This is a genomic window from Kineosporia sp. NBRC 101677 (genome assembly GCF_030269265.1).
Lineage (GTDB): Bacteria > Actinomycetota > Actinomycetes > Actinomycetales > Kineosporiaceae > Kineosporia > Kineosporia rhizophila.
On the sequence record NZ_BSTA01000001.1, the window covers coordinates 1,024,050 to 1,051,010 of the forward strand.

The following is a 26,961-nucleotide window of genomic DNA, read 5'->3' on the forward strand; positions in this document are numbered from 1 at the left end:
CTCCTCAGCCATGGTCACTCATTCAGTCACTCACCCCGCCCGACCAGGTCGCCGAACCGCACCCAAACACAAACGGCCCCGAGCTGCGTTTCCGCTGCTCAGGGGCCGTTCATGTCGCTGTCTCAACGAGTGCGCCCGAAGGGATTCGAACCCCTAACCTTTTGATCCGTAGTCAAATGCTCTATCCGTTGAGCTACGGGCGCTCGCTCCTCCCTGTCGGGGGGAGCGGTGACTACCTTAGCGGGTCTGCACCCGAAGTACTAACTCAGTGAACGTGGGGCGGCCAGATGCACCCGGAGCGCCGCATTCGTCACTCTCGGCACACGGCGGGTCACCAGCGCTCGCAGGCCCAGCCGTCGCCGTTCGTGTCCAGGTTGTAGATGTCCCGGCCGATGACCCGGGCCGGGGCGGCGAGGTAGGCGGGGCCGTCGCCGCCGGCCGACAGGCAGTCGACGTCGGAGGCGATGGGGACGCAGCTGACGGAGTAGTTGGGGTCGCACTGCCAGGGGGTGGCACGGTCGGGCTTGCGGTGGCGGCCGCGGCGGTCCTCGTCACGGTCGCGGTTGCGCTCGCGGTCGTAGTCCCGGTTGCGGTCGGAGCGGCGCTTCTCGTCGTCGGCGCCCGTGGTGGGGACGTCGCTGCGGCTGGTGCGGGACCACTGTGTGCCCGGGCCCGGGGTCTTGATCGTGGTGCTGGTGACGGTGGTGCGGGGGCGCTCGCCGGCCTTGGGCGTGGCCGCCTTGCCGGTGGACTGGGCCTCGGCCTTCTTCTCGGCGGCGGTGGCCTCGGGCGTGGGCACCGCGGCCTTGTGCTTACCCCCGCCCGACTGCTTGCTCTCAACAGTGGACGTCGGTGTGGGCTTGGGCTTGGGGGCGGCGGTCACGAGGTAGCCACTGGGCGCCTTCTGGCCGGCCAGGAGGGGCGGGTCGGCGAGGGTGACCTGACCCTTGGTCGGGTTCACGACATCCAGGGCGCCGCGGCCCAGGCTGAAACCGGCGACGCCGACCAGGACGACCATGGGCAGGACGATGCGCTTGCGGGGCCAGTTGGCGCGGCGGTCGGAGCCGTGGGCCTGGACGGGGATCTGGTTCTCGACGAGGTTGCGGAAGCGGCCCGGGTCGTTCGCGGCGTGCGCTGGGGCGCCTGCGCGACGGTTGGGGCGGTTCAGCGAGCCCAGGTCGTACTCCGGGATGCCCGCCGGGTCGGGCGCGCGGTCTGAGGGGCCGTAGAGACGGTCCAGCCAGTGAGCGGCGTCGGGGGCGCTCACGACCCCGAGCGATTCGTCCGGCCCATCGGAGGGGCGGCCCCCGGCGGGGACGGCACCTACCCGCCATGTGCCCACCGGCACCCAGGACTCGGAGGGCTCGGGGCGGGACAGATCCAGCCCGGCGTCGGGCGTATCGCCCTCTCCGGCCCAGCGGACGGTGCCGAACTCGTGCACCGGGGGATTCTCGTCCAGCCCGGCCCACTGCCGGGCCACCTGGGCAGCCCGGGCCGCCTGCACGGCGGGGAGAACGCTCTCGGCGGGCGGGGCCGGTGTGTCCCGAAGCCACTCGGACCGCTCGACGGCGTCGGAGACCGTGGGAGCCAGGCGCCCCTCGTCCCTCATTGGATCTTCTACTACGTACTGCCAGCCGAACGGCGCCAACGGCCAGGACGGGTCGGGCTGCCACCCCCGAGGCGGCAGCCAGCCCTCGGGCGGCCGGGGCCAGCCGGGCGGCGGATTGAAACGGCGCTTCACAAAAGAAAGGTACGAACTGGACAAGATCGTCTCAGCGAACTGCCCGAAAGAGCATCCTTTCACCCAGGGCTCAACGGGACCGTTCTACCCATGTACCCCTCAAGCCCCAAATGCACGACGAACGGTCCCCGAGGACGTCCTCAGGAACCGTTCGTCGTCAGAGCAGTTCGAAAACCTCAGACCGAGACCTTCTCCGAGCGACCGGTCACCGCCACCGAAGCGTCCGAGTCACCGTGCACCGCCGGAGCGGCGTGGTCGTCCACCAGCGTCGCCTCGTTGAACGGGCTCTCCCCGCGGAACGTGCGCAGCGCCTGCTCCTTGTCGAACTCGCCCACCCAGTGCCCGATCAGCACCGTGGCGACCGCGTTGCCGGCGAAGTTGGTCACCGCGCGGGCCTCGGACATGAACCGGTCGATGCCGACGATCAGGCCCACCCCGTCGACCAGGTCGGGGCGGTGCGACTGCAGACCGCCGGCCAGCGTGGCCAGACCCGCTCCGGTGACGCCGGCCGCGCCCTTCGACGCGATGATCATGAAGCCCAGCAGGGAGATCTGCTCACCGATGCTCAGCGGGTTGCCCAGCGCCTCGGCGATGAACAGCGAGGCCATGGTCAGGTAGATCGCGGTGCCGTCGAGGTTGAACGAGTAGCCGGTGGGCACCGTGATGCCGACGACCGGCTTCGACACGCCCATGTGCTCCATCTTGGCGATCAGCCGGGGCAGCGCCGACTCCGAGGACGAGGTGCCGACGATCAGCAGGAACTCCCGGCCCAGGTACTTCAGCAGCGAGAAGATGTTCAGCCCGACCGCCAGGCGCAGGATCAGGCCCATGATCACGAAGACGAAGATCGCGCAGGTCAGGTAGAAGGCGATCATGATCCGGGCCAGGCTGACCAGGGCGTCGACGCCGGTCGCACCGACCACCGCGGCGATCGCGCCGAAGGCACCGACCGGGGCCAGCCACATGATCATGCTGAGGATCCGGAAGACCAGCTTCTGGATGACGCCGATCGCGCCCAGCACCTTCTGGCCGGTCTCGCCCATCTGCTGCACCGCGAAGCCGACCAGCAGGGCGACCAGCAGCGCCTGCAGCACCTCGCCCTCGGTCAGCGCCGAGACGATCGTGGTGGGGATGATGCCCAGGATGAAGTCGGTGGTGCTGGTGTGCTCCTCACCGGCCGCCTCGGCGCCGGAGCCGGCCAGGCCGGACAGGTCCAGGCCGTCGCCGGGGTGCAGGATGTTGCCGACCGCCAGGCCGATCACCAGGGCCAGGGTGGACATCGCCAGGAAGTAGCCCAGGGCCAGCCCACCGACCTTGCCGACCTTGGCGGCCTCCCGGATCGAGCCGACACCCAGGACGATCGTGCAGAAGATGATCGGCGCGATCATCATCTTGATCAGCGCCACGAACCCGGTGCCCAGCGGCTTCAGCGACTCCCCGACGCCCGGGGCGACCAGGCCGACGATCGCCCCGATCACCACCGCCGCGATCACCGACAGGTAGAGGATGTGCGTGCGGTCCTTGTGCTGTTTCTTCGGGGCGGCCGGGGGATCCGCTGGTTGTGGGGCCGGGCTGCTCGCTGCGGGGATCTCGGACATGGCCGCCTCCTGCGTCGTCGAATGAGGTGTCGTGCGCCTGCGCGTCCGCTTCGAACCCATGGTCGGGCTCGCTGTGAACTGCGCCACTGCGGACGAGGTTGCCCGCCCTTCGAGCGACGGTCGCGCTTTCGGTCATTGAGTAAGGCGATGACATCGGCAGACTGTGGCTATGGACCCTCGGCACTGGAGCGTGGCCCGGCAGGCCTTCGGGCTGGTCGTCGCCGCCGTCGTGCTGCTGGTCGGATCGACGGTGGTGGCCGCCTACGTGCAGACCCACGACCGTGCCCGGGACGCCACCGCGCACGAGGTGCTGGCCCTGGCCGAGACGATCGCGCTGGAACCGACCGTGCTCCGGGCGCTGGACACCACCGACCCCTCCGCCGTCCTGCAGCCCTACGTGGAGCGGATCCGGCAGGCCACCGACACCGACTTCATCACCGTGATGAGCCCCGACGGCACCCGGTTCACCCACGCCAACCCGGATCTGATCGGCCAGAAGTTCCTCGGGCACACCGAGCCGGCCCGCACCGGCGAGGCGTTCACCGAGACCTACACCGGCACGCTCGGCCCTTCGGTCAGGGCAGTGGCACCAATTAAGGACGTCGGTGGCGGCGTGGTCGCGCTGGTCGCCGTGGGTATCACGATCGACAACGTCGGAGCACTCGTTCAGGAGCAGCTTCCGCCGCTGTTCGCCGTCGGCGCGGGGGTCCTGGTGGCCGGGGCCGTCGTCGCCTATGCCCTGGGCCGCCGCCTGAAGCGTCAGACGCTGGGCATGGGTCAGGCCGAGCTGACCAGGATGTTCGAGTTCTACGAGGGCGTGCTGCACGCCGTGCGGGAGGGACTGCTGATCGTCGACCGGCAGGGCCGGCTGCAGCTGATCAACGACGAGGCGATGCGCCTGCTCGGCCTGGACCAGAGTGCGATCGGCCGGCGCCTGGCCGAGCTCCCGCTGCCCGACGGCCTGACCGAGGCGATCGGCCGCGACGACACTCTGGTCGACGAACTGCACCTGACCCGCGAGGGTGTGCTCGTGGTCAGCCAGTCCCCCGCCCGCTGGAACGGTCGCACGCTCGGAAGTGTGGTCACCCTGCGCGATCACACCGATCTGGTCGCGTTGTCGGACGAGCTCAGCCAGACCCGCAGCCTGACCGAGTCGCTGCGCTCGCAGGCGCACGAGTCGGCCAACCGGCTGCACTCGGTGATCACCATGATCGAGCTCGGCGAGACCGACCGGGCCCTGGAGTTCGCCACCTCGGAACTGGCCGGGGTGCAGGAACTCACCGACCGGGTGATCAGTCAGTCGCAGGAACCGGTGGTGGCCGCGCTGCTGCTGGGCAAGGCCGCCGAGGCGGCCGAACGCGGCATCCGACTGGAGTTCCCCACCGATCTGGAGGTGCCGGACGGCGTCGTGCCGTCCCGCGACCTGCTCACCGTGCTGGGCAATCTGATCGACAATGCCTTCGAGGCAACGCTGTCGGCACCGGGAGACCGCCGGGTGTCGGTGGCCGCGCGGGTCACCGACGATCTGGGCGAGCTGTGCCTGAGGGTGAGTAATTCCGGGCCGCGCATCGTCGAACCGGAGCGGATCTTCGAACGCGGCTGGTCCACCAAGGAGGCCGACGCCGGCCGGTTCGGGCTCAACGGGGTGGCCGGGAAGCCCGGCGCCGGAAGAGGACTGGGGTTGGCTCTGGTGCGGCAGGCGGTGGAGCGCAACCGGGGTTCGATCTCTCTGTACCGCGACGAGGACCTGGACGAGACCGTGTTCGAGGTGCGCCTGCCACTGGCCGCGGTGGTGCGCCGGTGACCGGGACGATCCGCACGCTGGTGGTCGAGGACGACGAGCTGGCCGCCCGGGCCCACGCCGAGTACGTCCGCCGGCTGCCGCAGTTCGCCGTGGTCGGGCTGGCCCGGTCCGGGGCCGCGGCGCTGCACGAGGTCACCCACCAGCCGGTCGACCTGGTGCTGCTCGACATGAACCTGCCCGACCTGCACGGTCTGGAGGTGCACCGGATCATGCGGGCGCGCGGGGTGCAGGCCGACGTCATCGCCGTCACCTCGGCCCGCGACCTGGCGATCGTGCGCGGCGCGGTGGCCAACGGGGTGGCCCAGTACCTGCTCAAGCCGTTCACCTTCGCCACCCTGCGCGACCGCCTCACCAGCTACGCCGAGTTCCGCGCCCAGCTCAGCCGGGCCACCGGCACCGGTGAGGAGATCGACCAGCGCGAGGTCGACCGGCTGCTCGGCGACCTGCGCGGCGGCGCCACCGAGCAGCAACTGCCCAAGGGCATGAGCGCCGACTCGCTGGAGCGGGTGATCGGCGCGCTGCGGGCCGCCGAGGGGGCGCTCACCGCGATGGGCGCGGCCGAGGCCATCGGCATGTCCCGGGTCGGGGTCCGGCGTTATCTGGAGTACCTGGTCGAGACCGGCCTGGCCACCCGGGGATCGCGCTACGGGGGCACCGGCCGGCCGGAGATCGAGTACCGCTGGCGAGGTGCCCCCTGAGCGCCTTCCGTGCCTGCCCCTGAGCTCGATCAGGCCACGTCCCGCCGTCTGATCAGGAGCATCGTCCCGATCGCGAGGACGACCAGGTAGACCGCCATGGAGAGCGCGGCCGTCGGTCCGGAGAGCACATCGAGGACGCCCGGGGTGTCCAAGGCGGCTGCGTCACCTCCGATGACGGCCCCGACCAGAGAACCCGCAGCAGTCCCGGGGAGGAGCTGGGTGAAGGTCTCGATCGGGCCGAGCAGCCCGCCGACCCCGCGCAGCAGCATCTCCAGCACCAGGGTCCAGACCAGGCCGAGGCCGACCGACAGGGCCGGGCCGCGCGCCACCGTGCCCAGGAAGTAACCGGCCAGCATCCACATCTCGAGCACCAGGAATCCCGCGCCGAAAGAGCGCGCCAGCTCGGCGAAGGCGGGCCACACCACCGACTCGGCCTCGGTCAGCGCGATCAGCCCGGTGATGGTGGCGAACAGGGCCAGGGTGGCGAGCAGGACGCCCAGCACGAAGGCGGTGAGGGCCAGCAGCGAACCGGCGGTCACGGCCGAGCGCGAGGGCCCCTGGGTGTAGATCGTCTTCCAGGTGCCGTAGGCGTAGCCGTTGCCGGCCGAGATGGCGCCGAGCACCAACATCAGCGCCCCACCGAACATCGGCATGCCCTGGACGAGCACCGAGGGCAGGGCCTCGGGCAGCAGCGCGGCGAAGATCTCCTGGCGGCCCAGCTCTTCACTGGCGAAGTTGCTGCCACCCGTCGTGTAGGCGACGTAATTGAAAACATAACCGAAAAGGCAGGCCAGGAAGAGCCAGGCCCCCAGGGTGACCCACACCGTCGGCCAGCGGCGCAGCCGAAGTAGTTCGGCCCGTGCACTGTTCACGATCGCAGTCATTCCAGTCAGTCCTCTATCCACAGGTTTTTTCACAGATTGTGGACGCCGGTGCGCCCGTTGGGGACAACCGCCGGTTCCGCTGTCGCGGACGTCATCTCAAAGAACACTTCCTCGAGACTGCGCTCCAGAGGCGCAATCTCGAGAATGTCGGCACCCTCGGCGACCAGGACACGCGCGACCTCGGGGGCCGCGGAAGGGGGTAGGTCGAGCACCAGAGTGTCTGCGTCGTGCGGGTGGCCGCGCCGCTTTTCCACAGGGCCGCCGGGATTGCCCACAGGCCCGGCCCGGCGCACGCCGTCGTCCCCGGCGATCCGCATCGCCACGGCCAGAGCTGTCTCCGGCGGGGTGGCGCGCACGCGCAGAAGCGCACCCCCACGAAGTTCAGTGACAGTGGACTCCCGCAACAGACGTCCGTTGTTGATCACTCCCACCCGGTCGCAGATCTCCTGTACCTCGGCGAGCAGATGACTGGAGAGCACGACCGTGGTCCCGCCCTCGGCCAGCGAAACGATGAGCCGGCGCATGTCCTGCATACCGGCCGGGTCCAGGCCGTTGGTGGGCTCGTCCAGCACAATCACCTCCGGCTCCCCCATCAGGGCCGAGGCCACGCCGAGACGCTGCTTCATGCCCAGGGAGTACGACCGGAACCGGTCGTCGCCGCGCCCAGCCAGGTCCACCCGTTCCAGCGCGATCTCGGCCGCCGAGCCGGACAGTCCCCGATACCGGGCCATGACCTGGAGGTTCTCCCGGCCGGAGAGGAACGGGTAGAAGCCCGGACCCTCGATCAGCGCGCCCACCCGTGCCATCACCTCCGGCTCCCCGGAGGGCCGGCCCAGCACCGTGGCGGAACCGGAAGTGGGCCGGATCAGGCCGAGCACCATGCGTAACGTGGTGGTCTTGCCGGCGCCGTTGGGCCCGAGAAACCCGTAGACCTCGCCCCGCCGCACGCTGAGGCTCACGGCGTCCGCGGCGAGTCTGGCGCTCTCGCCCGTCCCATAGCGTTTCGTCAGTCGATCCGTGGTCACGACCACGTCCGGTGAATTCGTCATGGCGGCAACGTTCCCGGTCACGACCGCTCCGGTCGTCCGACGGCCGAGGGCCGACGGGTACGCAGATCTGCGTAGACAAGGGCCGCACGCGGGCGTACATGTCTGTCGGTGGGCACACCTAGTCTCGAAACATGACCGAACCCGGCCCGGTGCGCGGCTCCTGGTACACCCCTCTGGTGTCAGCGCTGCTCTTCATCGGGTCGGTCGGTGCTGCCCACGAAGACAGCCGCCAGGTGCTGCCGGTGCTGGTCCTGGCCGGCATCGCGACCCTGTGTCTGCCCGCCGCCTGGTGGCACCCCCGGCCCGCGGTCCTGGTCGCCGGCGCCGCAGTGGGCGCCTACTTCGCCCTGGGCCTGCCCAACGGCCCGCTGTTCGCCGTGATGCCGATGACCGCCTTCATCGCTGCTCAGCGGCTGCGCTGGCCCGCCCTCCGGCCTGTGATACTTCCGGCCCTGGTCCTGCTCACCACCGGGCTGGCGGTCAAGGCGATCGTGCACGAGGCGCCCGGCCACGTCACCGCCTGGCAGGCCCTGGGCGTCCTGGCCCTCACGCTCGGCGGCAGCCTGGCCGGCCTCCGCCTCAACGACCGGAAAGACCTGCGCGCCGAACAGGCCCGGCGTTCGGCCACCGAAGAACAGCTACGCATGGCCCAGGGGCTGCACGACGGGGTGGGCCACGGCCTGGCCGTGATCGCCATGCACGCCCAGGTGGCCATGCACGTGCTGGACAAGACCACCATCCCGGCCGAGGACGACCAGCGGCTGCGGCAGAGTCTCGATGCGATCCGTTCCTCCAGCCAGGACTCGCTGACGGCGCTGCGCCGCGAACTGGCCGTCATGAGCTCCGGCACCGCAACCCGGGCCCCCGCCCCCGGCCTGGCCGACATCCGTCCCCTGCTCGAACGGGTGCGCTCGGGCGGGCTGACCGTCGAACTGCCGTCAGACGTCCCCCAACCGTCCGAACTTCCGGGCGAGGTGGGGCAGGTGGTTTACGCCGTGGTTCAGGAGTCGCTGACCAACGTGCTGCGCCATGCTCAGGCCCAGCGCGCGGTGGTCACCTTCCGGCTTTCCGGTGGGCGGCTGTCGGTCACGATCGCCGACGACGGGGTGGGTGCCCAGACCGCCTCCTCGTCGTTGGGCATGGGCATCGCCGGAATGCGAAAACGGGTCGAGAACATCGGCGGTCATCTCGAGACCCCTGTGGTGGCATCCGGTTTCGTGGTCAATGCGACGATCCCGGTGCCGTCGTGATCCGGGTGGCCCTGGTCGACGACCAGCCGCTGGTCCGGATGGGGCTGTCCACCCTGATCGGCACCGAGTCCGACCTGGCGCTGGCCGGGGAGGCCGGCGACGGGCGCGAGGGCCTGGCCCTGATCCGCCGCACCCGCCCCGACGTCGTCCTCTGCGACATCCGCATGCCCGCCCTCGACGGCCTCGGGCTGCTGTCCGAGGTCGCCGCCGACCCGGCCCTGTCCACCGTGCGCGTGGTCATGCTGACCACGTTCGAACTGGACGAGTACGTCTTCGAGGCACTGCGTCACGGCGCCAGCGGGTTCCTGCTGAAAGACGCCGCCCCGAAAGCAATTCTGGAGGCAATCAGAGTAGTTGCCGAGGGCGGGTCGCTCCTGGCCCCCTCGGTGACCCGGCGGGTGATCGAACAGTTCGGTACGAGTTCGCCCGCCCGGCAACCACATCCGCGCCTGAAAGACCTCACCGAGCGCGAGCGTGAGATCGTCTCCTGGGTGGCCACCGGCCGGTCGAACGCCGAGATCGCCGAGGAACTGGTGGTCTCCGCCGACACCGTGCGCACCCACGTCAGCCGGGCCATGGTCAAGCTGCAGGCACGAGACCGGGCCCAGCTGGTGGTGTTCGCGATCCAGTCCGGCCTCGGCCGCTGACTTTACCGCACCTGGATCACCGCGTAATTCCCGCTGGTGCGCCACTTCTCACCGGTACTGTCGAGCTCGGCCAGCCGGTCTGCATCCAGGCCCACCAGCACGTCGGACTTCAGCGTGCGCAGGGCCGCCACCCGCCCCGGCCAGTAGCTGGTCATCGCGGCGAACTCGGTGGTGGCCGGCCAGGCGACGTCACCGACCAGCCTTCGATAGTTCAGATCGCCCTTCACTACGGTGAGATCCGCTTCTGCGTAAGTCTTTTGAAGGTCTTCAGAAGCCTGGTCGAAGGTCAGGGGCGCTACGTAGAAGGGATGCGCATCGATCCGCAGGCGCCCCTCCGACAGGGAGTTGCGCAGCCGGTGCCCGATCTGGGAGGCGACCCCCGGACCGTCGACCAGTCGCTGCACCGTTTTCAGAACGTCGATGGGAGTGGCGTCCGAGGTGAAGTACGGACTGGGTTTCACGTGCAACCGGAAGGTAATACCCGGATGGAGCAGGAGAAGCCGGTCGGCGAGCACCAGATCGGGCAGAAGTTCGCGGCCGATGTTGTCAGTGACCCAAACGATGTCGCGCGCATCGGCGAGCAGCGGGATCAAGGTGGCCCGATCGTCCTCAATCAGGTTTTCTCCGGCCGGCTGACGGCCGCCCGCCGCCGGCCTCTGCAACTGGAAGCCCAGATCCGCGCGGTTCCCCCAGAGCGCAGCCAGGACGAGCGAGTCGATCAGTTCGCCTTCGGGGATGTTCTCCAGTCCGCTCAGCGCCTCGAGTTCGGCCTGCACCGCGGGTCCGGCCAGCTCGGCGTCTTTCTGCGGGCCGAACGGGTCCACCCCCTGCCAAGGGCCGGGGCCGAACCAGCCGGTGGCCGCCAGCAGCTTGCGATAGAAGTAGTTCTCGGCCCACAAGAACGGCACTTCGTACCAGCTCTTGCCCAGGTAGGGCGCGGACCACTCGGCCCACTGCCGCGCGTCGGCGTGTGTGTCGGACAGCGGCAGGATCGGCCCCTCGATCTCCTCGGCCAGGCCGTTCACTGCGGCACGGATCTCTGGCGGGTAAGGGACGCCGTCCAGCACCTTGCGCAGCAGTTCGGGGTGGCGCTCGCTCAGGACGGTCCGCGGAAAGCCGTCCTCGCTGGTGATGACGGGGGCGGTGAGGTTCGGGTCGCCGGGTGCGGTCATCGGTTCCAGGTCCATGGGGCCAGCCTCTCAGCCCGCGGCCAGGAGTGAGCGGCCCGATTGAGACAATGCTGCACAGATCGCGGCGGAGAGGGTTCGATCGGCCAGGGGTACGGCCCGACAGTGCCGGTGCATCCCGTCCTCGCTACCGCCGCGATCAGAATGGAACACCTGAGCGAGCCGGGTGAGCGGGCGGAAGGCGTGACGACGAAGCGGGAGTACTGGCGATGATTGACGCTACGGGGCGACTCGTCCGGGACATGTTCTTCGTCTTCGTCGACATGGTGAACTGGCTCTGGAACAAGCTCTGGAAGTTCAACAAGGGCGCGGCGAAGGCGATGCTGCCGGGGCAGTCGCGCGGGGTCCAGACCATGGTGGCGCTGCTGGCGGTGTGCGCCGAGATCGTCGGCCTGTGGGTGTTCCTGGTCGACTTCGCCGACCAGCATCCCCTCTGACCCGCGGAGCGGGTTCTTCCTGACGGCGAACGCCGCTGCGGCGGGCAAACGACTGCGGGCCGGAACCCGTCGTGGGTTCCGGCCCGCAGTCGAGCGGTGCGGCGATCAGAGACCGGTGCCGCCACCGGCCAGGCCGGAGAGCGAGTCGGCCGGGATCAGGCCGAAGATGCCCTTGATGTCGACCGCGGTGGCGTTGCCCGGCACCTGCACGGCGCTGGCCTCGGCGTCGACCGCCAGGTCGACCGCGAAGGTGGCGTCCTCGACCGGCTTGTCGAGGAACTGGACCAGGTCCAGGTTCACACCGGTGAGCTTGTCGTCCTTGACGAAGACGTCGAAGGCGATGTCCTTCTCCGGCATCTCCTTGATCGAGTCACGGATCTCGTCGGCCGACTCCTGACCGACCACGCCGATCAGGTCGTTCTGCACCGAGGTGGCGATCTTCTTGGCCGGCACGGTGACCCGGTAGCCGTCGCCCCGGTCGCCGCCGTCGATCTCGTCGATCTGCGCGTCGGCCTCGAACGAGGCGCTCAGCGAGTCGAGGAAGGCCTGGACCTTGGCCTGGTCGACGGTGGGGCTCACGGTCTCCTGCGGGATCTGGTCGAGCACCCCCTGCTCGTCCAGGCTCTTGACGGTGGCGATCAGGTCGAGCGAGACCCACTCACCGTCGAGCAGCTTCTGCACCGGGGTGGCGATGACCGGCGGCAGCTGACCGAGCTGGGACTCCAGGGCGGAGACGTTCTGCTCAGCCAGTTCGGCGATCTTGTCCACGTCGGCCCGGACGTAGATCACGCCGTCCTTGGTGACGAACTCGAACAGGCCCGAGTCCTCGAGGACCACGGACATGGCGAAGGAACCCTGCCCCTTCAGGGCGGCCTCGAGCGCGGCCGGGTCCTGCAGGAGGGCCTGCGCGTCCTGGTTGGCGGTGGACTCCTTGGTGAGGTCACCGAAGGTCTTGCCGTCCGGCGCGGTCATGTTCATGGTGACCTTGCCGGACAGGACCTGCTCGATCGCCTTGCGGTCGGCCGCGTCGATCTTGTCGGCGGCGTCCTGCGCGGCGTTGATCTTCTTGATGTCTTCCGGGCTGCTCTCGAGCTTCAGGGTGAAGCCGGCGTTGCTGGACTCGTTGAGGCCCTGGAAGGCGGCGATCACCTCGCCCTTGGGCGTGCCGTCGCTCTGGGCTACGCCCGAGCCGGCGTCGCCGGAGGCGCTGCCGGAGTCCGAGCCACAGCCGCTGATCCCGACCGCGGCCGCCAGGCCGAAGCCTGCGAATGCCATGACTTTGGAACGCGTGGTCACTACCCCACCCCTTGCTCTGGATTTACTTCTTCTGTTCTTCACGTTCGAGTTCCGCTGCCCGCCCCGACAGATACTTGACCGTAGCGGACGGATACACCGACCCGACGCGGTTCCCGCCCAACGGGCTAATACCGAGTCCGGTTCGCAATGTGCTCACCGTGCTCGCTCTTTCACCGCCTTCGGGTGCAGCGTGCTCCAGACGCCTGCGGAAGTGCCTGGCGTTGCATCGGATCGCCGATTCTTTTCCGGGTTCACCGACTGTGGTGCGCCGTTCCCCCACCAGGGAAGGGCCCGGCCGCCACTCCTGGCAAGTGCAGTGCCGTTGCACACTGGGACCGTGCGGGCCTACGAACTGATCGAGCAGACCCTGGACGAGGGCAGCTGGCGCTCCTGGGACGAGCCGGTGGAGCACGAGCGTCTCGGACCGGTGGACCGGTCCTACGCAACGGCGTTGCGCACGGCCCGCGAGCGCAGCGGCCTGGACGAGTCGCTGGTCACCGGCGAGGGGCGGCTCGGTGGGCGGGCGGTCGCGCTGGTTGTCGGCGACTTCTCGTTCCTCGGTGGCTCGATCGGGGTGGCGACCGCCGAGCGTTTCGTGGCCGCCGCCGACCGGGCGCGGGAGCGGAGGCTGCCGCTCATCGCCTCACCGGCCTCGGGCGGCACTCGCATGCAGGAGGGCACGGTCGCCTTTTTGCAGATGGTCAAGATTTCCGCCGCCGTCGCCGCCCACCGGGCCGCCGGGCTGCCCTACCTGGTCTACCTACGGAATCCGACGATGGGCGGGGTGCTGGCTTCCTGGGGAATGCTCGGGCACCTGTGCGCGGCCGAGCCCGGGGCAATGATCGGCTTTCTTGGGCCGCGGGTGTTCGAGGCCTTGAACGGGGAACCATTTCCCGAAGGAGTGCAGACCGCGGAGAACCTTTTCCGGCACGGACTGATCGATGCCGTGGTCGGGCCGCAGGAACTGCGCAGGGTGGCCATCGATGCGCTCACCGTGCTCACCGTGCTCACCGGCTCGTCCGCACCCGACGCTCCGCGGCCGCTGGAACCCGGGCTGGCCACCACGGACGTGGCCGAGGTGCCCGACCAGCCGGCCTGGGACTCGATCGTGCGTTCCCGCGATCCGCGGCGACCGGGGCTGCGGGAACTGCTGAAGGTCGCCGCCGACACGGTGGTGCCCCTGAACGGCACCGGGCAGGGCGAGGCCGATCCGGCGATGCTGCTGGCCCTGGCCCGGTTCGGCAACGCCGGGTGCGTCGTCCTGGGCCACGACCGCCGGGCCGAGGCCGGCGCCGCGATCGGCCCGGCCGGTCTGCGCGAGGCCCGGCGGGGCATGCGGCTGGCCGCCGAGCTCGGCCTGCCGCTGGTCTCGATCGTGGACACCGCCGGGGCCGCGCTCTCGCGGGAGGCGGAGGAGGGCGGGCTGGCCGGTGAGATCGCCCGGTCGCTGGCCGACCTGACCACCCTGGCCGCGCCCACCGTGTGCCTGGTGCTGGGGCAGGGCGCGGGCGGGATGGCGCTGGCCCTGCTGCCGGCCGACCGGGTCGTGGCGGCTCAGCACGGCTGGATCTCGCCGCTGCCGCCCGAGGGTGCGGCGCAGATCCTCTACCGGGCGCCGGAACGGGCGGCCGAGCTGGCTCAGGCCCAGGGGGTGCGGGCCCGCGACCTGTTGCGCGACGGGATCGTCGACACCGTGGTGCGCGAGTTCGCCGAAGACGACGCGGACGGGTTCCTGCGGCGGGTGGGAACGGTGCTGGAGCACGAACTGCTGCAGGTGCTCCGCGTGGACCCGGAGCAGCGACTCGCCCAGCGCCTGGCCCGGTACCGCCGGATCGGCCTCTGAACCGGCCCCTACCTCGGCCGCCGGCATTCTGTCGGTGCCCGGTGGAACCATGTCGGACATCGGGCACCACCCGTCCACCCCACCGGAGGAGACCTGGGTCACAGGAGCGGTGCATGCCCGGGCATTCGCCGTCCGTAAGCTGGATCCGCACGACACCGACGCAACCCGGCACTCGGCCCGGGCGCGTATCCCGACAGGAGTACCACCCCGCATGAACACTCCGCTCCAGATCGCGGTCATCGTGGTGAGCCTTGCCATGACCGTGGCGGGGGTCGCGCTGCTGGCCCGCGCCGTCACCAACTTCGTGCAGGTCATCCGGCTCGGCGAGCCCGACCGCTCACGCACGGCAGACCCGGTGGCGCGTACCCGGACGCTGGTGGTGGAGTTCCTGGGCCACACCCGGATGGCGCGGCTGCCGCTGGTCGCGGTGGCGCACTGGTTCACCATGGTCGGGTTCGGTTTCCTGTTCTTCACCCTGGTCACGGCGTACGGGCAGATCTTCGACCCGCACTTCCGGCTCTGGCTGGTGGGCGCGTTCCCGCCCTACGAATGGGTGTCCGAGGGCCTGTCGGTGATCGGCCTGGGCGGCATCCTGCTGCTGATGGCGGTGCGGCAGAAGCAGCACCCGCGCAGCCAGGGCCGCCGGAGCCGGTTCTTCGGCTCGACCTTCTGGCAGGCATACTTCGTCGAGCTGGTGATCCTCGGCGTGATGGTGTGCATCCTGCTGCTGCGCAGCCTCGAGTACGCGATCGACCACGAGCACGGCAACGGGTGGCACTACCCGGTCGGGCAGCTGCTGGGCTCGGCGTTCGGCGGCCTGTCCGACAGCACGCTCGAGAACCTGATCGTGCTGGTCGCCGGCATCAAGATCGCGATCTCGATGTCCTGGGCGATCACGATCGGGCTGAACACCACGATGGGTGTGGCCTGGCACCGCTTCCTGGCCTTCCCCAACATCTGGTTCAAGCGCAACCCCACGCCCTCGCGGGTGGGCCCCTCGACCACCAGCCTGGGCCCGCTGCAGCCGATCTCGCTCAAGGGCGAGGTGCTCGACTTCGAGAACATCGACGAGCTCGACGAGGACGCGGCGCTCGGCGTCGGCGCCGTCGAGAAGTTCACCTGGAAGGGTCTTCTCGACTTCTCCACCTGCACCGAGTGCGGGCGCTGCCAGTCGCAGTGCCCGGCCTGGAACACCGACAAGCCGCTGTCGCCGAAGATGCTGATCATGTCGCTGCGCGACAACGCCTACGCCAAGGCTCCCTGGCTGCTGGCCTCCGAAGAGGCCCGCAAGGAGGCCGAGGCCGCCGGTGGCGCGGCCGGTGCCCCGGCGGCGGACGCGGGCAAGGGCAGTCTCGGGCTCGGCGGTTCCGGGCTGGATCTGCTCCGGTCGGCCAAGGCGGTCGCCGACCGGCCGCTGATCGGCGAGACCGGTTACGAGCTGGACAATCCGCTGGCCGCCTACAACGGCGGGGCCGACGGCACCGGCGGCGTGATCGACCCGGACGTGCTGTGGTCGTGCGTCACCTGCGGCGCCTGCGTCGAGCAGTGCCCGGTCGACATCGAGCACGTCGACCACATCGTCGACATGCGGCGCTACCAGGTGCTGATCGAGTCGGCCTTCCCCAACGAGCTCAACGGCCTGTTCAAGAACCTCGAGAAGAACAGCAACCCGTGGGGTCTGGCCCCCCGCCTGCGGATGGACTGGGCCAAGAACCTGCCCTTCGAGATCAAGCAGGTCGGCGCCGACATCGAAGACCTGTCCGAGGTCGAGTACCTGTTCTGGGTCGGCTGCGCCGGCGCCTACGAGGACCGGCAGAAGAAGACCACCGTCGCCATCGCCACCCTGCTGCACGAGGCCCAGGTCGACTTCGCCGTGCTCGGCGACGGCGAGGCCTGCACCGGCGACTCGGCCCGCCGCTCCGGCAACGAGTTCCTGTTCCAGCAGCTCGCCCTGCAGAACGTCGAGGTGCTCAACGAGTCCAAGGCCACCAAGATCGTGGTCTCCTGCGCGCACTGCTTCAACACCATCCAGAACGAGTACCCCCAGCTGGGCGGCCACTACGAGGTGGTCCACCACACCCAGCTGCTCAACCGCCTGGTGCGCGAGAAGCGACTGACCCCCGTCGCCCCCATCGACAGCCCCGCCCCACCGGTCTCCAACGCCGGAACCGAGGGCAGTGCCGGTGCATCATCGACCGCCGCACCAAGCGCCGCACCAGCCGCCGCACCGACCGACACAGCACCGGCGGAGACTGCACCGGCCACCCCGGCCGCGCTCACCCCGGTGACCTATCACGACCCCTGCTACATCGGCCGGCACAACGGCATCTACGAACCTCCGCGCGAACTCATCGGCTCCCTGCCCGGCGTCGAACTGCGCGAGATGCCCCGCAACTCCGAACGCGCCTTCTGCTGCGGCGCGGGCGGCGCGCGGATGTGGATGGAAGAGAAGCTCGGCAAACGCATCAACACCACCCGCACCGAAGAGGCCGTGGCCACCGGCGCCGACACGATCGCCGTGGGCTGCCCGTTCTGCCGGGTGATGCTCTCCGACGGGCTCACCGCCAAGCAGTCCGAAGGCGCTGCCCGCGAAGAGGTCCAGGTCCTCGACGTGGCCCAGATGCTGCTCGCCGCCGTCCAGCGCGGCAAGCCGGACCAGGCCCAGCCGGCCAAATAGGGATAAAGCAAGCCAGAAGAGCCGGTCCGGCCAGTGCGCCGGGCCGGCCAGAGGGCTGCGCCGGTCAGAGGGCTGCGCCGGTCAGAGGGCTGCGCCGGTCAGAGGGCTGCGCCGGTCAGAGGACCGAGCCAGCCCGAGGACCGAGCCGCCAGAGGGCTGGGCCGACCGGTGGGCCGCTCCGGCTAGTGAACCGGGCCGGTCAGAGAGCCGAGCCAGCCAGAAGGCCGAGCCAGTCAGGGGGCCGAGCCAGTCAGCGCCCCGGGCCGGCCAGTGAACCAGGGCGGCCAGTGCGCCAGGCCGGTCAGAAGGGCCGACCCGTCCGAAGGCCCACCCGTTAGAGGGCCCGACCCGTCAGAGGGCCGAGTCAGCCAGTGAGCCGAGCTGTTCAGAATGGTGAGCGCGGTGAGAAGAGGCGTGCTGGCCAGAAGACCCTTGTTGGTCGGACGAGCGAGCTGAGCAGGCCAAGAGGGCGGACCGGCGTGGAGCTCCGGCGAGCCCCACGCCTCGAGGTAGGACAGGGCGCTTCATCCGCCGAACCAGGTGGGTCAGCGCAGGAAACGCCGCCCGGCAAGGACCACGTCGACCAGGCCGTTCAGGGGAGCCGGCCCTGGTCTCTCCACTGCGCCGGGGCCCCGCCTGCCCAGCCGCCCCGAGCGCCCAGGTGACCTGCCCGGCGTCCGGGCCCACCGACGTCCAAAAGCAAGCTGGTCCGGCCCGAGTCGACTCGGGCCGGACCAGCTTTGCTCACGAGAGTGATGACCTCAGGCGCCGTCGGCGCCGGTCTCCTCGGCGGGGGTGCCGGGCCTCGGGATCGGACCGATCGGCCCCGGCTTGGGTACCCCCGACCGCGGTGGCGCGGGAACGGGTCGTGGTGCCCGCATCGTCCGGACACCCCGCTGTTCGTGCTGACCCGCTCCACGGGCAGGTGGTGTCGGCACCGGGCGCGGCGCTGCGCTCGGTACCGGCTCCCCCGCCGATGCCTCAGGCCCCGGCGAGGGCGGTTGGTTCTGCGATGGTGCCTGCGGTGGTCCTGGCCTCGGGGTCGCCGATCGACCCGAACCACCACTGCGCCGTTGGGGAACGACCGGGCGAGCCAGACGTCGCAGCCTCTCGGCCACTTCGTCGAGACTCTCCCCGGAGGCCGCCGCGGCAGCGTTGGCGGCCTGGACCTCGGCGTAGACCTCCGCGCGGTGCACCTGGATGCTGCGCGGGGCCTCGATGCCGAGGCGGACTGTGTCTCCCCGTACGTCGAGGACGACGACTCGGACGTCGTCCCCGATCACGATGCTCTCGCCAGCTCGGCGTGTCAGTACCAGCACCGCGGCTCCCTCCCTGGACCCCGTTGGATCGCGAACAGCAAGGGGCCGCGACCACGGCCGACTTCAGGCCGTGAGGAGAGGCTAGCGGATAGTAAGCACCGATCAACCCAGTGGCGCGCGCACCGGCCAGTCCGTGCCGGTCAGGATGACCTGGGCCGCGGCCCGGGTCTTGGCGTTGATCACCATCGGCGCCAGCAGGTTGGCGGTCGTGGACTTCGCGTCCTCACCGGGCGTCAGCACGGTCAGGATCAGAGCGTCCGCGGCCGACTCCAGGCCCAGCTGCTCGCAGTCCTCGTCGTCGAGCTCGACCACATAGTCACTGAAGAAGATGGCCGGCGTCGTCACGACGAACCGGACATCCGGGCGCTCCAGGCTACGCAGCTCCGAGATCAGACTCTCTCGGTCGTCGATACGGGCCAGCGCGAAATGCCGCAGATCGCTGAACCCTGGGATGGGCCGGACGAAATTGATCTCGGGGACATCGGTCCCCGCCGTCCCGGAATTACTGTTGGTGAGAAGAGCAGGATTCATGGACCTGTCACCCCATCCTGGCGCCCCGACCGTTCGGGGCGCCTCTCGGACCCGGTGCACGCTTTTTGCGTGCCCCTTTCTGGCGGTTACTGCAGGAAATCGAGGAGGGACGTCTGGTTGAGTCGCGCCGTCACGCCCAGGGCCGCCTGGTAGGCCACCTGCTGGGACGAGAACCTGGTCAGGACCTCGGCGTAGTCGATGTCCTCGTTCTGGGCGAGAGACACCGTGAGGTCGGCGTTCTGGGACTCGATCGCGCGGGTGCTCGAGGTCACCCGGTTCTGGATGGCACCGACCTGGCCGGTCGCGGTGATGACCTCGTTGAGCAGGCCGTCGATGGCGGTCAGGTTCTGGGCCGCGGAGCCGTCGAGGATGTCCTGGGCGACGGTGTCCAGCAGTCCGCTGAACTCGCCGGCCCCGATGGTGGCTCCGTCGACGTCCACCCGGACCGTCGAGGTGGAGTTGAGCTGAACCATCACCGGGTTGCCGTCACCGGTGAAGGTGCCGTCCTCGGCCACCGCCCCCACCGGGGAGGTGCCGCCGAAGATCGAACGGCCCTGGTACTGGGTGTTGTACAGGCCCTGGAGCTCTCCCTTGAGCTGCACCACCTGGGCCGAGAGGGCCGAGCGGGACTGCTCGCTGGAGGTGCCGGCGGTGGCGACGATGTTGCTGCGCACCTGGTTCAGCCGGGAGAAGATCGACTGCAGGGTGCTGTCGACCGTGGCCAGCTGGCCGTTGGCGTAGTCGGCGTTGCGAACGTACTGGGTGTTCGCCGCCTGCTGGTCGCGCAGCTGCATCGAGATGGCCGCGCCGGTGGGGTCGTCGCTGGCCTTGTTGATCCGCTTGCCGCTGGCGGCCTGTTCCTGCAGCCGGCTGGCCGCGTTCAGGCTGTTCTGGATCTGGGCCAGGGACTGGTTCATCTGGCCGAGCTGGGTCACCCTAGCCATGTCGTCACACCATTCCGATCAGGGCCTGGAGCATCTCGTCGGCGGCGCTGATCACCCTTGAGTTCGCCTGGAACGAGCGCTGGAACAGGATCATGTTCGTGAGTTCCTCGTTGATGTCGACCCCGGACTCCGAGTCCACCGCCGACTGAGCAGTTGCCACGACGCCGTTCTGCGCGTCGATCGCCGTCTCGAGACCCTGTACCTGGGTACCGATCTGGGTGACCATCCGGGAGTAGACCGACTGCGGGGCCTCGGCGCCCCCCAGGGCCTGCGAGGCCTCGGTCGGGCGCACCAGGTTGCCCAGCCGCACCGCGTTCGAGCCGTCCACCGAGGGGGCGGCAGTTCGCGAGATGGCCAGTTCTTCGGCCGAACCGGCCACGACCGTGAGGCCCTGCGCGCCTTCTCCGCCGAAGAAGTCCCCACCCGGAGTACCGTCGAGCGTGTAACCCGTGCTGTGCACGGCGTTCACGGCGTCCCGGATGCCGTTCGCGACGGTGTCGAGAGTGTCCGACAAGCGCGGCAGGTCGGTGTTCAGGGCCGAGAGCACGCCGGCCGCCTGACCACCCGAGGGCCGGGCCTGGACGGTGCCGATCAGCAGCGACGGCGGGTTGTCGGCGGCCTCGCCGATCGTGTTGGCCCCGCCCACCGACATGGTGTTCACGGCGACGCCGGAGACCAGCGTGACCCCCGAGACCGAGACCTGCACACCGCCGTTGTTCAGGTTCGTGACGGTGGCGCCGGTGAGCCGGACGATGTCGGTGAGCGCCTGGTCGCGCTTGTCCAGCAGCGCGTTCACATTGGTGCCACCGGCCTGGCCCTGCATGATCGACTGGTTCAGTCCGGCCACCTTCTGGGCGGCCGTGTTCACCTGGTCGACGATGCCTTCCAGGTTGGTGTACTGGTTCCGGAACTCCTCGGCCACGCCCTGCGAGAGGCTGTTCAGCTGCGCGGCCACCGTGGCCCCGCGCTGGATCACCACGCCGGCGGCGGCGCCGTTGATCGTCGTCGCGCCGTTGGCGGTGCCGGCCGTGGGGTTGTTCCCCAGCGTGGACCAGCCCTGGTAGAACTGGGTGATTGCAGACTGCAGGCCGGTGGTTCCCGGCTCCTGCAGCAACCCTTGCACGTTGTCCAGCGGGGCGGCCTGCGCCTCGAGGGCCTCCTGCTTGCCCACGGCACTGTTCAGTGCGGCCTGCTTGAAGGCGCTGGAGATCCGCTCGATGCCGGTGACCTGAACGCCCATGAACTGGGCGCTGTTTCCGGTGTAGACGTTGGTCCCCGGCGAGGTCTGCTGACTCTCCAGGATCGCCCGCTGCCGGACGTACCCGGGGGTGGTGGCGTTGGCGATGTTCTGGCTGACCACATTCAGGGCCTGCTGAGAGGCCTGCAACCCGGTCAGTCCGTTGCCCAGGATGTTGAAAGGCATGTGATCACAGAACCCGATCGATGACGGCGGGCAGTCGCCCGGCTACTGGGTCGGCATGGCCGGTCGCGTCGTAACCCACCGCCTGGTGCGGGGAGAGCGATCCGAGAGAGTTCATTGCGGCCTCGACCAGCGCCATGCCGCTGCTGATCATGGTCTTGTTGGCGTCCGCGAGGGCGTGCAGCTCGGCGGTGAGCGCGATCAGGGCCGCCCGGTGTTCCAGGAGCACCCCGGTCCACGGCGGCTGTGCCGCGGCGGCCAGGTCGGACAGCCCGCTCCCGGCGGGCAGGCCGAGCTCGGCGGCGGCCCGGTCGGCCGCCTCGCCGCGTTGCAGCTCCAGCACCTGGAGGTCTTCGACGACGGTCTCCACCTCGGAAACGGCGAACGCAATACGATTCATCCGGCCGGCCGCGAGCAGGAGCTGCTCGCACTCCAGCCGGTAGCACAGCCGTTCGATCAGTTCTCGCTGTCGCCACAGCACGGCGGCGAGATCAGGAAGGCTCATCGGGAGTTCTCCAAATAAGTTCCGACGGAGGATCTTCGGACTGAGCAGCTTCAGAGGTTGGATCGGCGTCCGGGCCGGGATACTGACCTCTGGACATCGATCTCACCCACCTGGCGGCTTCCCTTTCCCCAGAGCGGCCGCGGCGGCGTTCAGGCGCTTGGAAGACCTGTCGGCATCCGGGTGGCGGACCTGAGGTCCGGGTGTCGCCCAATCGCAGTACCCGCAGCACGACCGTGCTCGGAGGACTGCTCCGTCGGTGTCCGGGCGGTTGCTCCGTCGGTGTGTAAAGCCGGAAAACCCCTGTAGGACGGTGGAGCCGAAGCGCCCGACGGTCGAAGACCAAGCGTGGCCGAACTTCTGAACTCCCCCCAGACGTCCGGGAAGTCCGCCTCTGGCCGTCCGGCGGCGGAGGTGGAGGCCCTGGTGCGTGAACACCTGCCCCTGGTGGGTTACATCGCCCGGGAGACCTCGTCCCGCCTTCCGCGGCACCTGGACTCCGACGACCTGACCGGGGCCGGCGCGCTGGCTCTGGTGCAGGCGGCGCAGTCGTTCGACCCCAGTCTCGGGGTCCCCTTCGCGCGGTTCGCCAACACCCGCATCCGGGGGGCGATGATCGACCAGATGCGCCAGCGGGACTGGGCCACCCGGTCGCTGCGCAGCCGGGCCCGGGCCCTGGCGGCCACTTCCGAGGCCCTGACCGTGGCGCTGGGGCGCACCCCGGTCGACAGCGAGCTGGCCGCCGCCTCGGGCCTGACCGAGAGCGAGATCGGCGAGATCCGCGGTGGGCAGGACCGGGCGTCGCTGTTGTCCCTGGACTCGTTCACACCCGAGGGCGAGGGGCTGGCGGCGACCCTGCGGGACCCGGCCCCCCAGCCGGAGGACGCCCTGGTCGCCGCGGAGCGGGTGGGTTACCTGCGGGACGCCATCGCCGAGCTGCCGGAACGGCTGCGCAAGGTGGTCAGCGGGTACTACCTGGAACAGCGGCCGCTCACCGAGCTGGCCACCGAGCTGAACGTGACCCAGTCGCGGGTCTCGCAGTTGCGTGCCGAGGGCCTGGAACTGCTGCGGGAGGCCCTCTCCCGGCTGCTGGAGGCCGATGCCCGGGCCGGCGCGGAAGCCAGCAGCCGGAACAACACCCAAGGGGCCAGAGGACGTCGGCGGGACGCCTACGTGGATGCGGTCGCCCGGCGCTCGACGGTCAACCGGCGAGTGGACGTCGGTCGCTACCTGAGCACGTACTCGGACGTCTGAGACGTCCCCGGCGGGGGTCCGCGGGGGTCGTCCGATCGGACGCCCGATCGAGAAAACTTCGCCGGAAACCCTTCAAGAGCCCAGCACTCCGGCCGATGGAGCTGCTGTACCGGTCCACGGACGGATCGGGGATCGACCCACATCAAGGAGGACACATCATGGGTATGTACGTCACCAGCAACGTTGCCGCCCTCAACGCCTACCGTAACCTGAGCGCGACCCAGACCAGCCAGAGCAGCTCACTCGAGAAGCTGTCCAGTGGTTACCGCATCAACCGTGCGGCTGACGACGCGGCCGGCCTGGCGATCTCCCAGGGTATGCAGGCGCAGATCGGCGGTCTCAACGTTGCCGTGCGTAACGCGCAGGACGCCATCAGCGTCGTTCAGACTGCTGACGGTGCCCTGAACGAGACGCAGGCCATCCTGCAGCGTATGCGTAACCTTGCGGTGCAGGCGGCTTCCACCGGTTCTCAGGGTTCGACCGGCGCGGCCGCGGCCCAGACCGAGTTCGACCAGCTGGGCCAGGAGCTGACCCGGATCTCCAGCACCACGACCTTCAACGGTCAGGCGCTGCTGAGCGGCTCCTACAACGGCACGTTCCAGGTCGGTGCCAACGAGGGTCAGGCGGTCTCGGTCGAGATCTCCACGCAGGTGGACTCGGCCACCCTCGGCGTCGACGGCCTGGACCTGGCCACCGGCGCGGCGGCGGCGATCACCACGATCGACAACGCCCTGAACACCGTTTCCACCACCCGCGCCACCCTGGGTGCTTACCAGAACCGTTTCCAGCACACGGTGAACAACCTGAACGTCGCGGTGGAGAACATGACCGCCTCCAACGCCCGTATCCAGGCCACCGACATGGCTTCGGAGATGGTGAGCTTCACGCAGGCGCAGATCCTGTCGCAGGCGGGTACCGCAATGCTGGCGCAGGCCAACCAGCAGCCGCAGAGCATCCTCAAGCTGCTGCAGTGATCCCGGTCCGGGCGCTGACCGAGAGGTCACCGTCCGGGACGACTTTCACTATCTGAATGATGGGCCGGGCGGGCAGAGTTCCTGCCCGGTCCATCACTCTTTCGCCTTGCCGTAGCACTGTGCACAGGAAGAGCACGCCCCATGAGTACACCCGGAGTTTTCATCGGCGGCCTGGCGTCCAACTTGGACACCACCTCCATCATCAACAAGCTGGTCCAGGTCCAGGGCAACCAGCAGGTCCTGCTGAAGGACCAGCAGGCCACCCAGAACAAGGCGGTCAGCGCCTACACCTCGATGCTGAGCGGGATCAACTCGACGGTGGGCCAGTTGAAGTCGCTGGCCAACACCGACGCCTGGTCCACCACCTCGGCGGTCTCCTCGTCCACGTCGGTCAGCGCGAGCACCACCGGCGGGGTGGCCAGTTCGCTGACGTTCGACGTGACGGCGGTGGCCCGGGCCCACACGGTCCTGTCCGACGGTTCGGTCAACTCCACCGGCGCCAAGGTGGCCGGCAGCGAGATCACGCTGACCCGGAACGGGACCGAGACCAAGATCAACGTCGGCACCGGCACGCTGAACGAGGTCGTCTCGGCGATCAACGGCGCCAACGCCGGCATCACCGCGACCGCGGTGCAGACCTCCCCGGGCAACTACCGCCTGCAGGTGGTCTCGACCACCACCGGTGAGGCCTCGAAGTTCACCCTGGACGGCCTGAGCGGATTCGCCGGCGGGACCGGAGGTCCTGGCGACCCGGTGATGAAGCAGCTGGTGGCCGGCACCAACGCGGCCATCAAGGTGGGCGGCGCCGACGGTTACACCGTCTCCTCCGCCACCAACACCTTCAGCGACGTGGCCCAGGGCATGTCCTTCACGGTCAGCAAGGTCGAGGCCGGGGTGACAGTCAGCAGCGCGGTCGACACGACCAAGGTGACCGACCAGATCTCCGGCGCGGTCACCAACATCAACAATCTGCTGAGCGCGATCCAGAGCAACACTGCGTGGGACTCCACCACCAAGTCCGGTGGCCCGCTGATGGGTGACAGCGCCGTTCGCAACCTGCAGCAGCAGATCCTGAGCACCGTGGCCGGGATGAACGCCCCCGGTCTGTCGGTGACCCAGGGCGGGCAGGTGCAGTTCGACAAGGCCGCCTTCGACACCGCGTTCAAGGCGGACCCGAGTGGGACCATGGCGGCCTGGGGGGCGAGCTCCTCGTTCACCGCCAGCGCCCCGAACGCCAGCGCCCGGTTCACCAACGCCGGGGCGGCCACCCAGGCCGGCAACTACGACATCGCGGTGTCCACGCCGGCCGCAGCCGAGCAGTGGCAGGTCATCCCGCCCGGCACCGGCGTGGTGGGCCGCACCGTGGAGCTGATGCGCACCAGCAGCGGCGCCAAGGTCAACTACACGATCGGCAACGGCACCGAGGCCGAGGAAGCCGCCAAGCTGAACTCCGTGCTGGCCCAGTCCAACCTCGGGCTGACCGCCAGCTACGACGCCGCCAACGGCATCACCGTTACTGCGATCAACCCGGGTTCCGCCAGCGCGTTCACCGCCACCCTGTCTGCGGGAGCCGCCCCGGTCCGGAAGGTCACCGGCACCGACATCGCCGGCACCATCGACGGGGTCGAGGCCACGGGCAAGGGCAACGTCCTCACCCTGGCGGTCGACGCCGAGTCCGACGCCAAGGGTCTGTCGGTGGCGGTCAACGCCTCGGCCCCCGGAGCGATCGGTTCCCTGGAGTACAAGCCCGGCCTGGCCCAGAGCCTGCAGCAGCTGCTCTCCCAGGTCAGCGACTCCGAGTCCGGCGCCCTGGTGCAGGCCCAGTCCACGGCCAAGAACCAGGCCCGCGACCTGCAGACCCAGATCGACGCCTGGACCGACCGGCTGGAGGCCTACCGGGCCACCATCACCAAGAAGTTCACGGCCATGGAGACCTCGCTGCAGAGCCTGAAGGCCCAGCAGAGCTCGCTGTCCAGCTTCTTCAGCGCGGCCGAGGCCAACTCCAGCAGCTGATCCCCCGGTCGTGAGGCCCGCACCCATCGCCGGTGCGGGCCTCACGACTCAGCTTTGCCGACCCATCTGCCGACAATCCCCTGGCGGCAGAATTCCCGGCGCAAGGGCAAGGAGCACGAATGCCGAACGGACTGGCCAGGTCGCGCTATGCGGACGACACCGCGCACACGGCCTCCCCGCAACGTCTGCTGACCATGCTCTACGACCGTCTGATCGGTGATCTGGCGGTCGCCGAGGCCGCGATGCGGACGAACGACTTCGCCGCCGTCGGAAACCGGATCCAGCACGCCCAGGAGATCCTGATGGAGCTCTGGGGAAGTCTGGACACGCAGCTCTGGCCGGAGGGTGAGGGCCTCAAGAGCCTCTACCTGTGGATGGTCACGGAGCTGAACAGCAGCCGGATCCCGTCCCAGCCCGAACGCATCCTGACTGTGCGGGAAATGCTGGAACCGTTGCGTGACACCTGGAAGCAGGCAATGACGCTGGACGCCTCCAACACCCCGACCCCCGTTGGCTGAGGTGACCATGACCAGTCAATCCGTACTTTCCGCCAACCAGTCGGCCGTGGCCGCCTGGAACAACTACTTCGATGCCGTCGAGCAGTCGATGCACGAGTTCGAGGTGGCGCTGAGCCGGCACGACGTGTTCGACCTGCGGCCGATCGAACCGCCCGGAGGCCGGCCCCCGGAGTCGTTCCGGCGCCGCGGCGAGGACCTGCAGCGCTGGATCACCGAACTGGAGTTCCGGGCCCGTTTCCTGCGTGAGGAGTTCCGGGCCGAGATCACCCGGGTCCGGCCGCAGGCCGCCCGCCGGTCCGAGTCCCGCGTCGGCGCCACCCTGGACATCAACGGCTGAGCCGACGGCCCGGTCACAGAGCACGGTCTTCCCTACGG

The 26,961-nt window shown here is 69.4% G+C and carries 23 protein-coding genes and 1 tRNA gene; 12 read left to right on the forward strand and 12 right to left on the reverse strand.

Features of this window, described 5'->3' with window-relative positions:
- Positions 1 to 130 precede the first annotated feature (130 nt).
- The 3 genes from QSK18_RS04690 to QSK18_RS04700 all read right to left on the reverse strand — a co-directional run bounded on the left by QSK18_RS04690 (position 131) and on the right by QSK18_RS04700 (position 3,339).
- A tRNA-Arg gene (locus QSK18_RS04690) sits at positions 131 to 203 on the reverse strand.
- Positions 204 to 331: 128 nt separating this feature from the next.
- A complete protein-coding gene (locus QSK18_RS04695) occupies positions 332 to 1,609 on the reverse strand; it encodes a hypothetical protein (RefSeq protein ID WP_285616660.1) in 1,278 nt (425 codons plus the stop codon).
- Positions 1,610 to 1,917: 308 nt separating this feature from the next.
- A complete protein-coding gene (locus QSK18_RS04700) occupies positions 1,918 to 3,339 on the reverse strand; it encodes a cation:dicarboxylate symporter family transporter (RefSeq protein ID WP_285616662.1) in 1,422 nt (473 codons plus the stop codon).
- Between the two features lie 169 nt (positions 3,340 to 3,508).
- On the opposite strand from QSK18_RS04700, the gene QSK18_RS04705 reads away from it, so the two are divergent.
- The gene (locus QSK18_RS04705; protein ID WP_232808696.1) at positions 3,509 to 5,143 is read left to right on the forward strand and encodes a sensor histidine kinase; all 1,635 of its coding nucleotides are present in this window, start codon (positions 3,509 to 3,511) and stop codon (positions 5,141 to 5,143) included.
- Positions 5,140 to 5,841 carry a response regulator gene (locus QSK18_RS04710; RefSeq protein WP_285616663.1) on the forward strand — a complete coding sequence of 234 codons (702 nt, stop codon included), beginning with the start codon at positions 5,140 to 5,142 and terminating at the stop codon, positions 5,839 to 5,841. The genes QSK18_RS04705 and QSK18_RS04710 overlap by 4 nt, the downstream gene beginning before the upstream one ends.
- A gap of 29 nt (positions 5,842 to 5,870) precedes the next feature.
- On the opposite strand, the gene QSK18_RS04715 is transcribed toward QSK18_RS04710, so the two are convergent.
- Positions 5,871 to 6,725 (reverse strand): ABC-2 transporter permease, encoded by an 855-nt coding sequence (locus tag QSK18_RS04715; protein WP_285616664.1) that lies wholly within the window; start codon positions 6,723 to 6,725, stop codon positions 5,871 to 5,873.
- 29 nt (positions 6,726 to 6,754) lie between these two features.
- Positions 6,755 to 7,774: an ABC transporter ATP-binding protein gene (locus QSK18_RS04720; RefSeq protein WP_232808699.1), complete on the reverse strand. Its 1,020-nt coding sequence runs from the start codon at positions 7,772 to 7,774 to the stop codon at positions 6,755 to 6,757.
- A 131-nt stretch (positions 7,775 to 7,905) separates the two neighbouring features.
- Here QSK18_RS04720 and QSK18_RS04725 point away from each other — a divergent pair, with 131 nt between their 5' ends.
- Both QSK18_RS04725 and QSK18_RS04730 read left to right on the forward strand, forming a co-directional pair.
- Complete coding sequence (locus tag QSK18_RS04725) at positions 7,906 to 9,024, forward strand: sensor histidine kinase (RefSeq protein ID WP_285616668.1); 1,119 nt, start codon at positions 7,906 to 7,908, stop codon at positions 9,022 to 9,024.
- Positions 9,021 to 9,671, forward strand: a complete 651-nt coding sequence (locus QSK18_RS04730) for a response regulator (RefSeq protein WP_285616670.1) — start codon at positions 9,021 to 9,023, stop codon at positions 9,669 to 9,671. Before QSK18_RS04725 ends, QSK18_RS04730 begins: the two co-directional genes overlap by 4 nt.
- 2 nt (positions 9,672 to 9,673) lie before the next feature.
- Here the strand turns inward: QSK18_RS04730 and QSK18_RS04735 are convergent, their stop codons facing one another.
- Positions 9,674 to 10,858 (reverse strand): damage-control phosphatase ARMT1 family protein, encoded by a 1,185-nt coding sequence (locus QSK18_RS04735; RefSeq protein WP_285616672.1) that lies wholly within the window; start codon positions 10,856 to 10,858, stop codon positions 9,674 to 9,676.
- Between the two features lie 209 nt (positions 10,859 to 11,067).
- Here QSK18_RS04735 and QSK18_RS04740 point away from each other — a divergent pair, with 209 nt between their 5' ends.
- On the forward strand, positions 11,068 to 11,295 hold the full coding sequence (locus tag QSK18_RS04740) for a hypothetical protein (RefSeq protein WP_232808703.1): 228 nt from the start codon (positions 11,068 to 11,070) through the stop codon (positions 11,293 to 11,295).
- A 105-nt stretch (positions 11,296 to 11,400) separates the two neighbouring features.
- Here QSK18_RS04740 and QSK18_RS04745 read toward each other — a convergent pair whose 3' ends face one another.
- Positions 11,401 to 12,591: a hypothetical protein gene (locus QSK18_RS04745; RefSeq protein WP_232808704.1), complete on the reverse strand. Its 1,191-nt coding sequence runs from the start codon at positions 12,589 to 12,591 to the stop codon at positions 11,401 to 11,403.
- Between the two features lie 337 nt (positions 12,592 to 12,928).
- Here QSK18_RS04745 and QSK18_RS04750 point away from each other — a divergent pair, with 337 nt between their 5' ends.
- A complete protein-coding gene (locus tag QSK18_RS04750) occupies positions 12,929 to 14,434 on the forward strand; it encodes a carboxyl transferase domain-containing protein (RefSeq protein WP_285616675.1) in 1,506 nt (501 codons plus the stop codon).
- A gap of 211 nt (positions 14,435 to 14,645) precedes the next feature.
- The gene (locus QSK18_RS04755) at positions 14,646 to 17,111 is read left to right on the forward strand and encodes a heterodisulfide reductase-related iron-sulfur binding cluster (protein WP_285616677.1); all 2,466 of its coding nucleotides are present in this window, start codon (positions 14,646 to 14,648) and stop codon (positions 17,109 to 17,111) included.
- A gap of 761 nt (positions 17,112 to 17,872) precedes the next feature.
- On the opposite strand, the gene csrA is transcribed toward QSK18_RS04755, so the two are convergent.
- From csrA to QSK18_RS04780, 5 genes are all read right to left on the reverse strand, one after another.
- Positions 17,873 to 18,430 carry a carbon storage regulator CsrA gene (gene csrA, locus QSK18_RS04760; RefSeq protein WP_285616678.1) on the reverse strand — a complete coding sequence of 186 codons (558 nt, stop codon included), beginning with the start codon at positions 18,428 to 18,430 and terminating at the stop codon, positions 17,873 to 17,875.
- A gap of 102 nt (positions 18,431 to 18,532) precedes the next feature.
- Positions 18,533 to 18,961 (reverse strand): flagellar assembly protein FliW, encoded by a 429-nt coding sequence (locus QSK18_RS04765; protein WP_232808707.1) that lies wholly within the window; start codon positions 18,959 to 18,961, stop codon positions 18,533 to 18,535.
- 86 nt (positions 18,962 to 19,047) lie between these two features.
- Complete coding sequence (locus QSK18_RS04770) at positions 19,048 to 19,905, reverse strand: flagellin N-terminal helical domain-containing protein (RefSeq protein ID WP_285616680.1); 858 nt, start codon at positions 19,903 to 19,905, stop codon at positions 19,048 to 19,050.
- Between the two features lie 4 nt (positions 19,906 to 19,909).
- A complete protein-coding gene (flgK, locus tag QSK18_RS04775) occupies positions 19,910 to 21,328 on the reverse strand; it encodes a flagellar hook-associated protein FlgK (RefSeq protein ID WP_285616682.1) in 1,419 nt (472 codons plus the stop codon).
- A gap of 4 nt (positions 21,329 to 21,332) precedes the next feature.
- Entirely contained in the window at positions 21,333 to 21,830 is a 498-nt protein-coding gene (locus tag QSK18_RS04780) for a flagellar protein FlgN (protein WP_232808710.1), read from the reverse strand.
- Positions 21,831 to 22,175: 345 nt separating this feature from the next.
- Between QSK18_RS04780 and QSK18_RS04785 the strand changes: the two genes are divergently transcribed.
- The 5 genes from QSK18_RS04785 (at position 22,176) to QSK18_RS04805 (ending at position 26,923) form a co-directional block, all read left to right on the forward strand.
- The gene (locus tag QSK18_RS04785) at positions 22,176 to 23,081 is read left to right on the forward strand and encodes a sigma-70 family RNA polymerase sigma factor (RefSeq protein WP_232808711.1); all 906 of its coding nucleotides are present in this window, start codon (positions 22,176 to 22,178) and stop codon (positions 23,079 to 23,081) included.
- 158 nt (positions 23,082 to 23,239) lie between these two features.
- A complete protein-coding gene (locus tag QSK18_RS04790; RefSeq protein WP_285616686.1) occupies positions 23,240 to 24,055 on the forward strand; it encodes a flagellin N-terminal helical domain-containing protein in 816 nt (271 codons plus the stop codon).
- A 141-nt stretch (positions 24,056 to 24,196) separates the two neighbouring features.
- Positions 24,197 to 26,068, forward strand: coding sequence for a flagellar filament capping protein FliD (gene fliD / locus QSK18_RS04795; RefSeq protein ID WP_285616688.1), 1,872 nt, complete (start codon positions 24,197 to 24,199; stop codon positions 26,066 to 26,068).
- A 119-nt stretch (positions 26,069 to 26,187) separates the two neighbouring features.
- Positions 26,188 to 26,586 carry a flagellar export chaperone FliS gene (locus tag QSK18_RS04800; protein ID WP_232808713.1) on the forward strand — a complete coding sequence of 133 codons (399 nt, stop codon included), beginning with the start codon at positions 26,188 to 26,190 and terminating at the stop codon, positions 26,584 to 26,586.
- Between the two features lie 7 nt (positions 26,587 to 26,593).
- Complete coding sequence (locus QSK18_RS04805) at positions 26,594 to 26,923, forward strand: hypothetical protein (protein WP_232808714.1); 330 nt, start codon at positions 26,594 to 26,596, stop codon at positions 26,921 to 26,923.
- Positions 26,924 to 26,961: the final 38 nt, after the last annotated feature.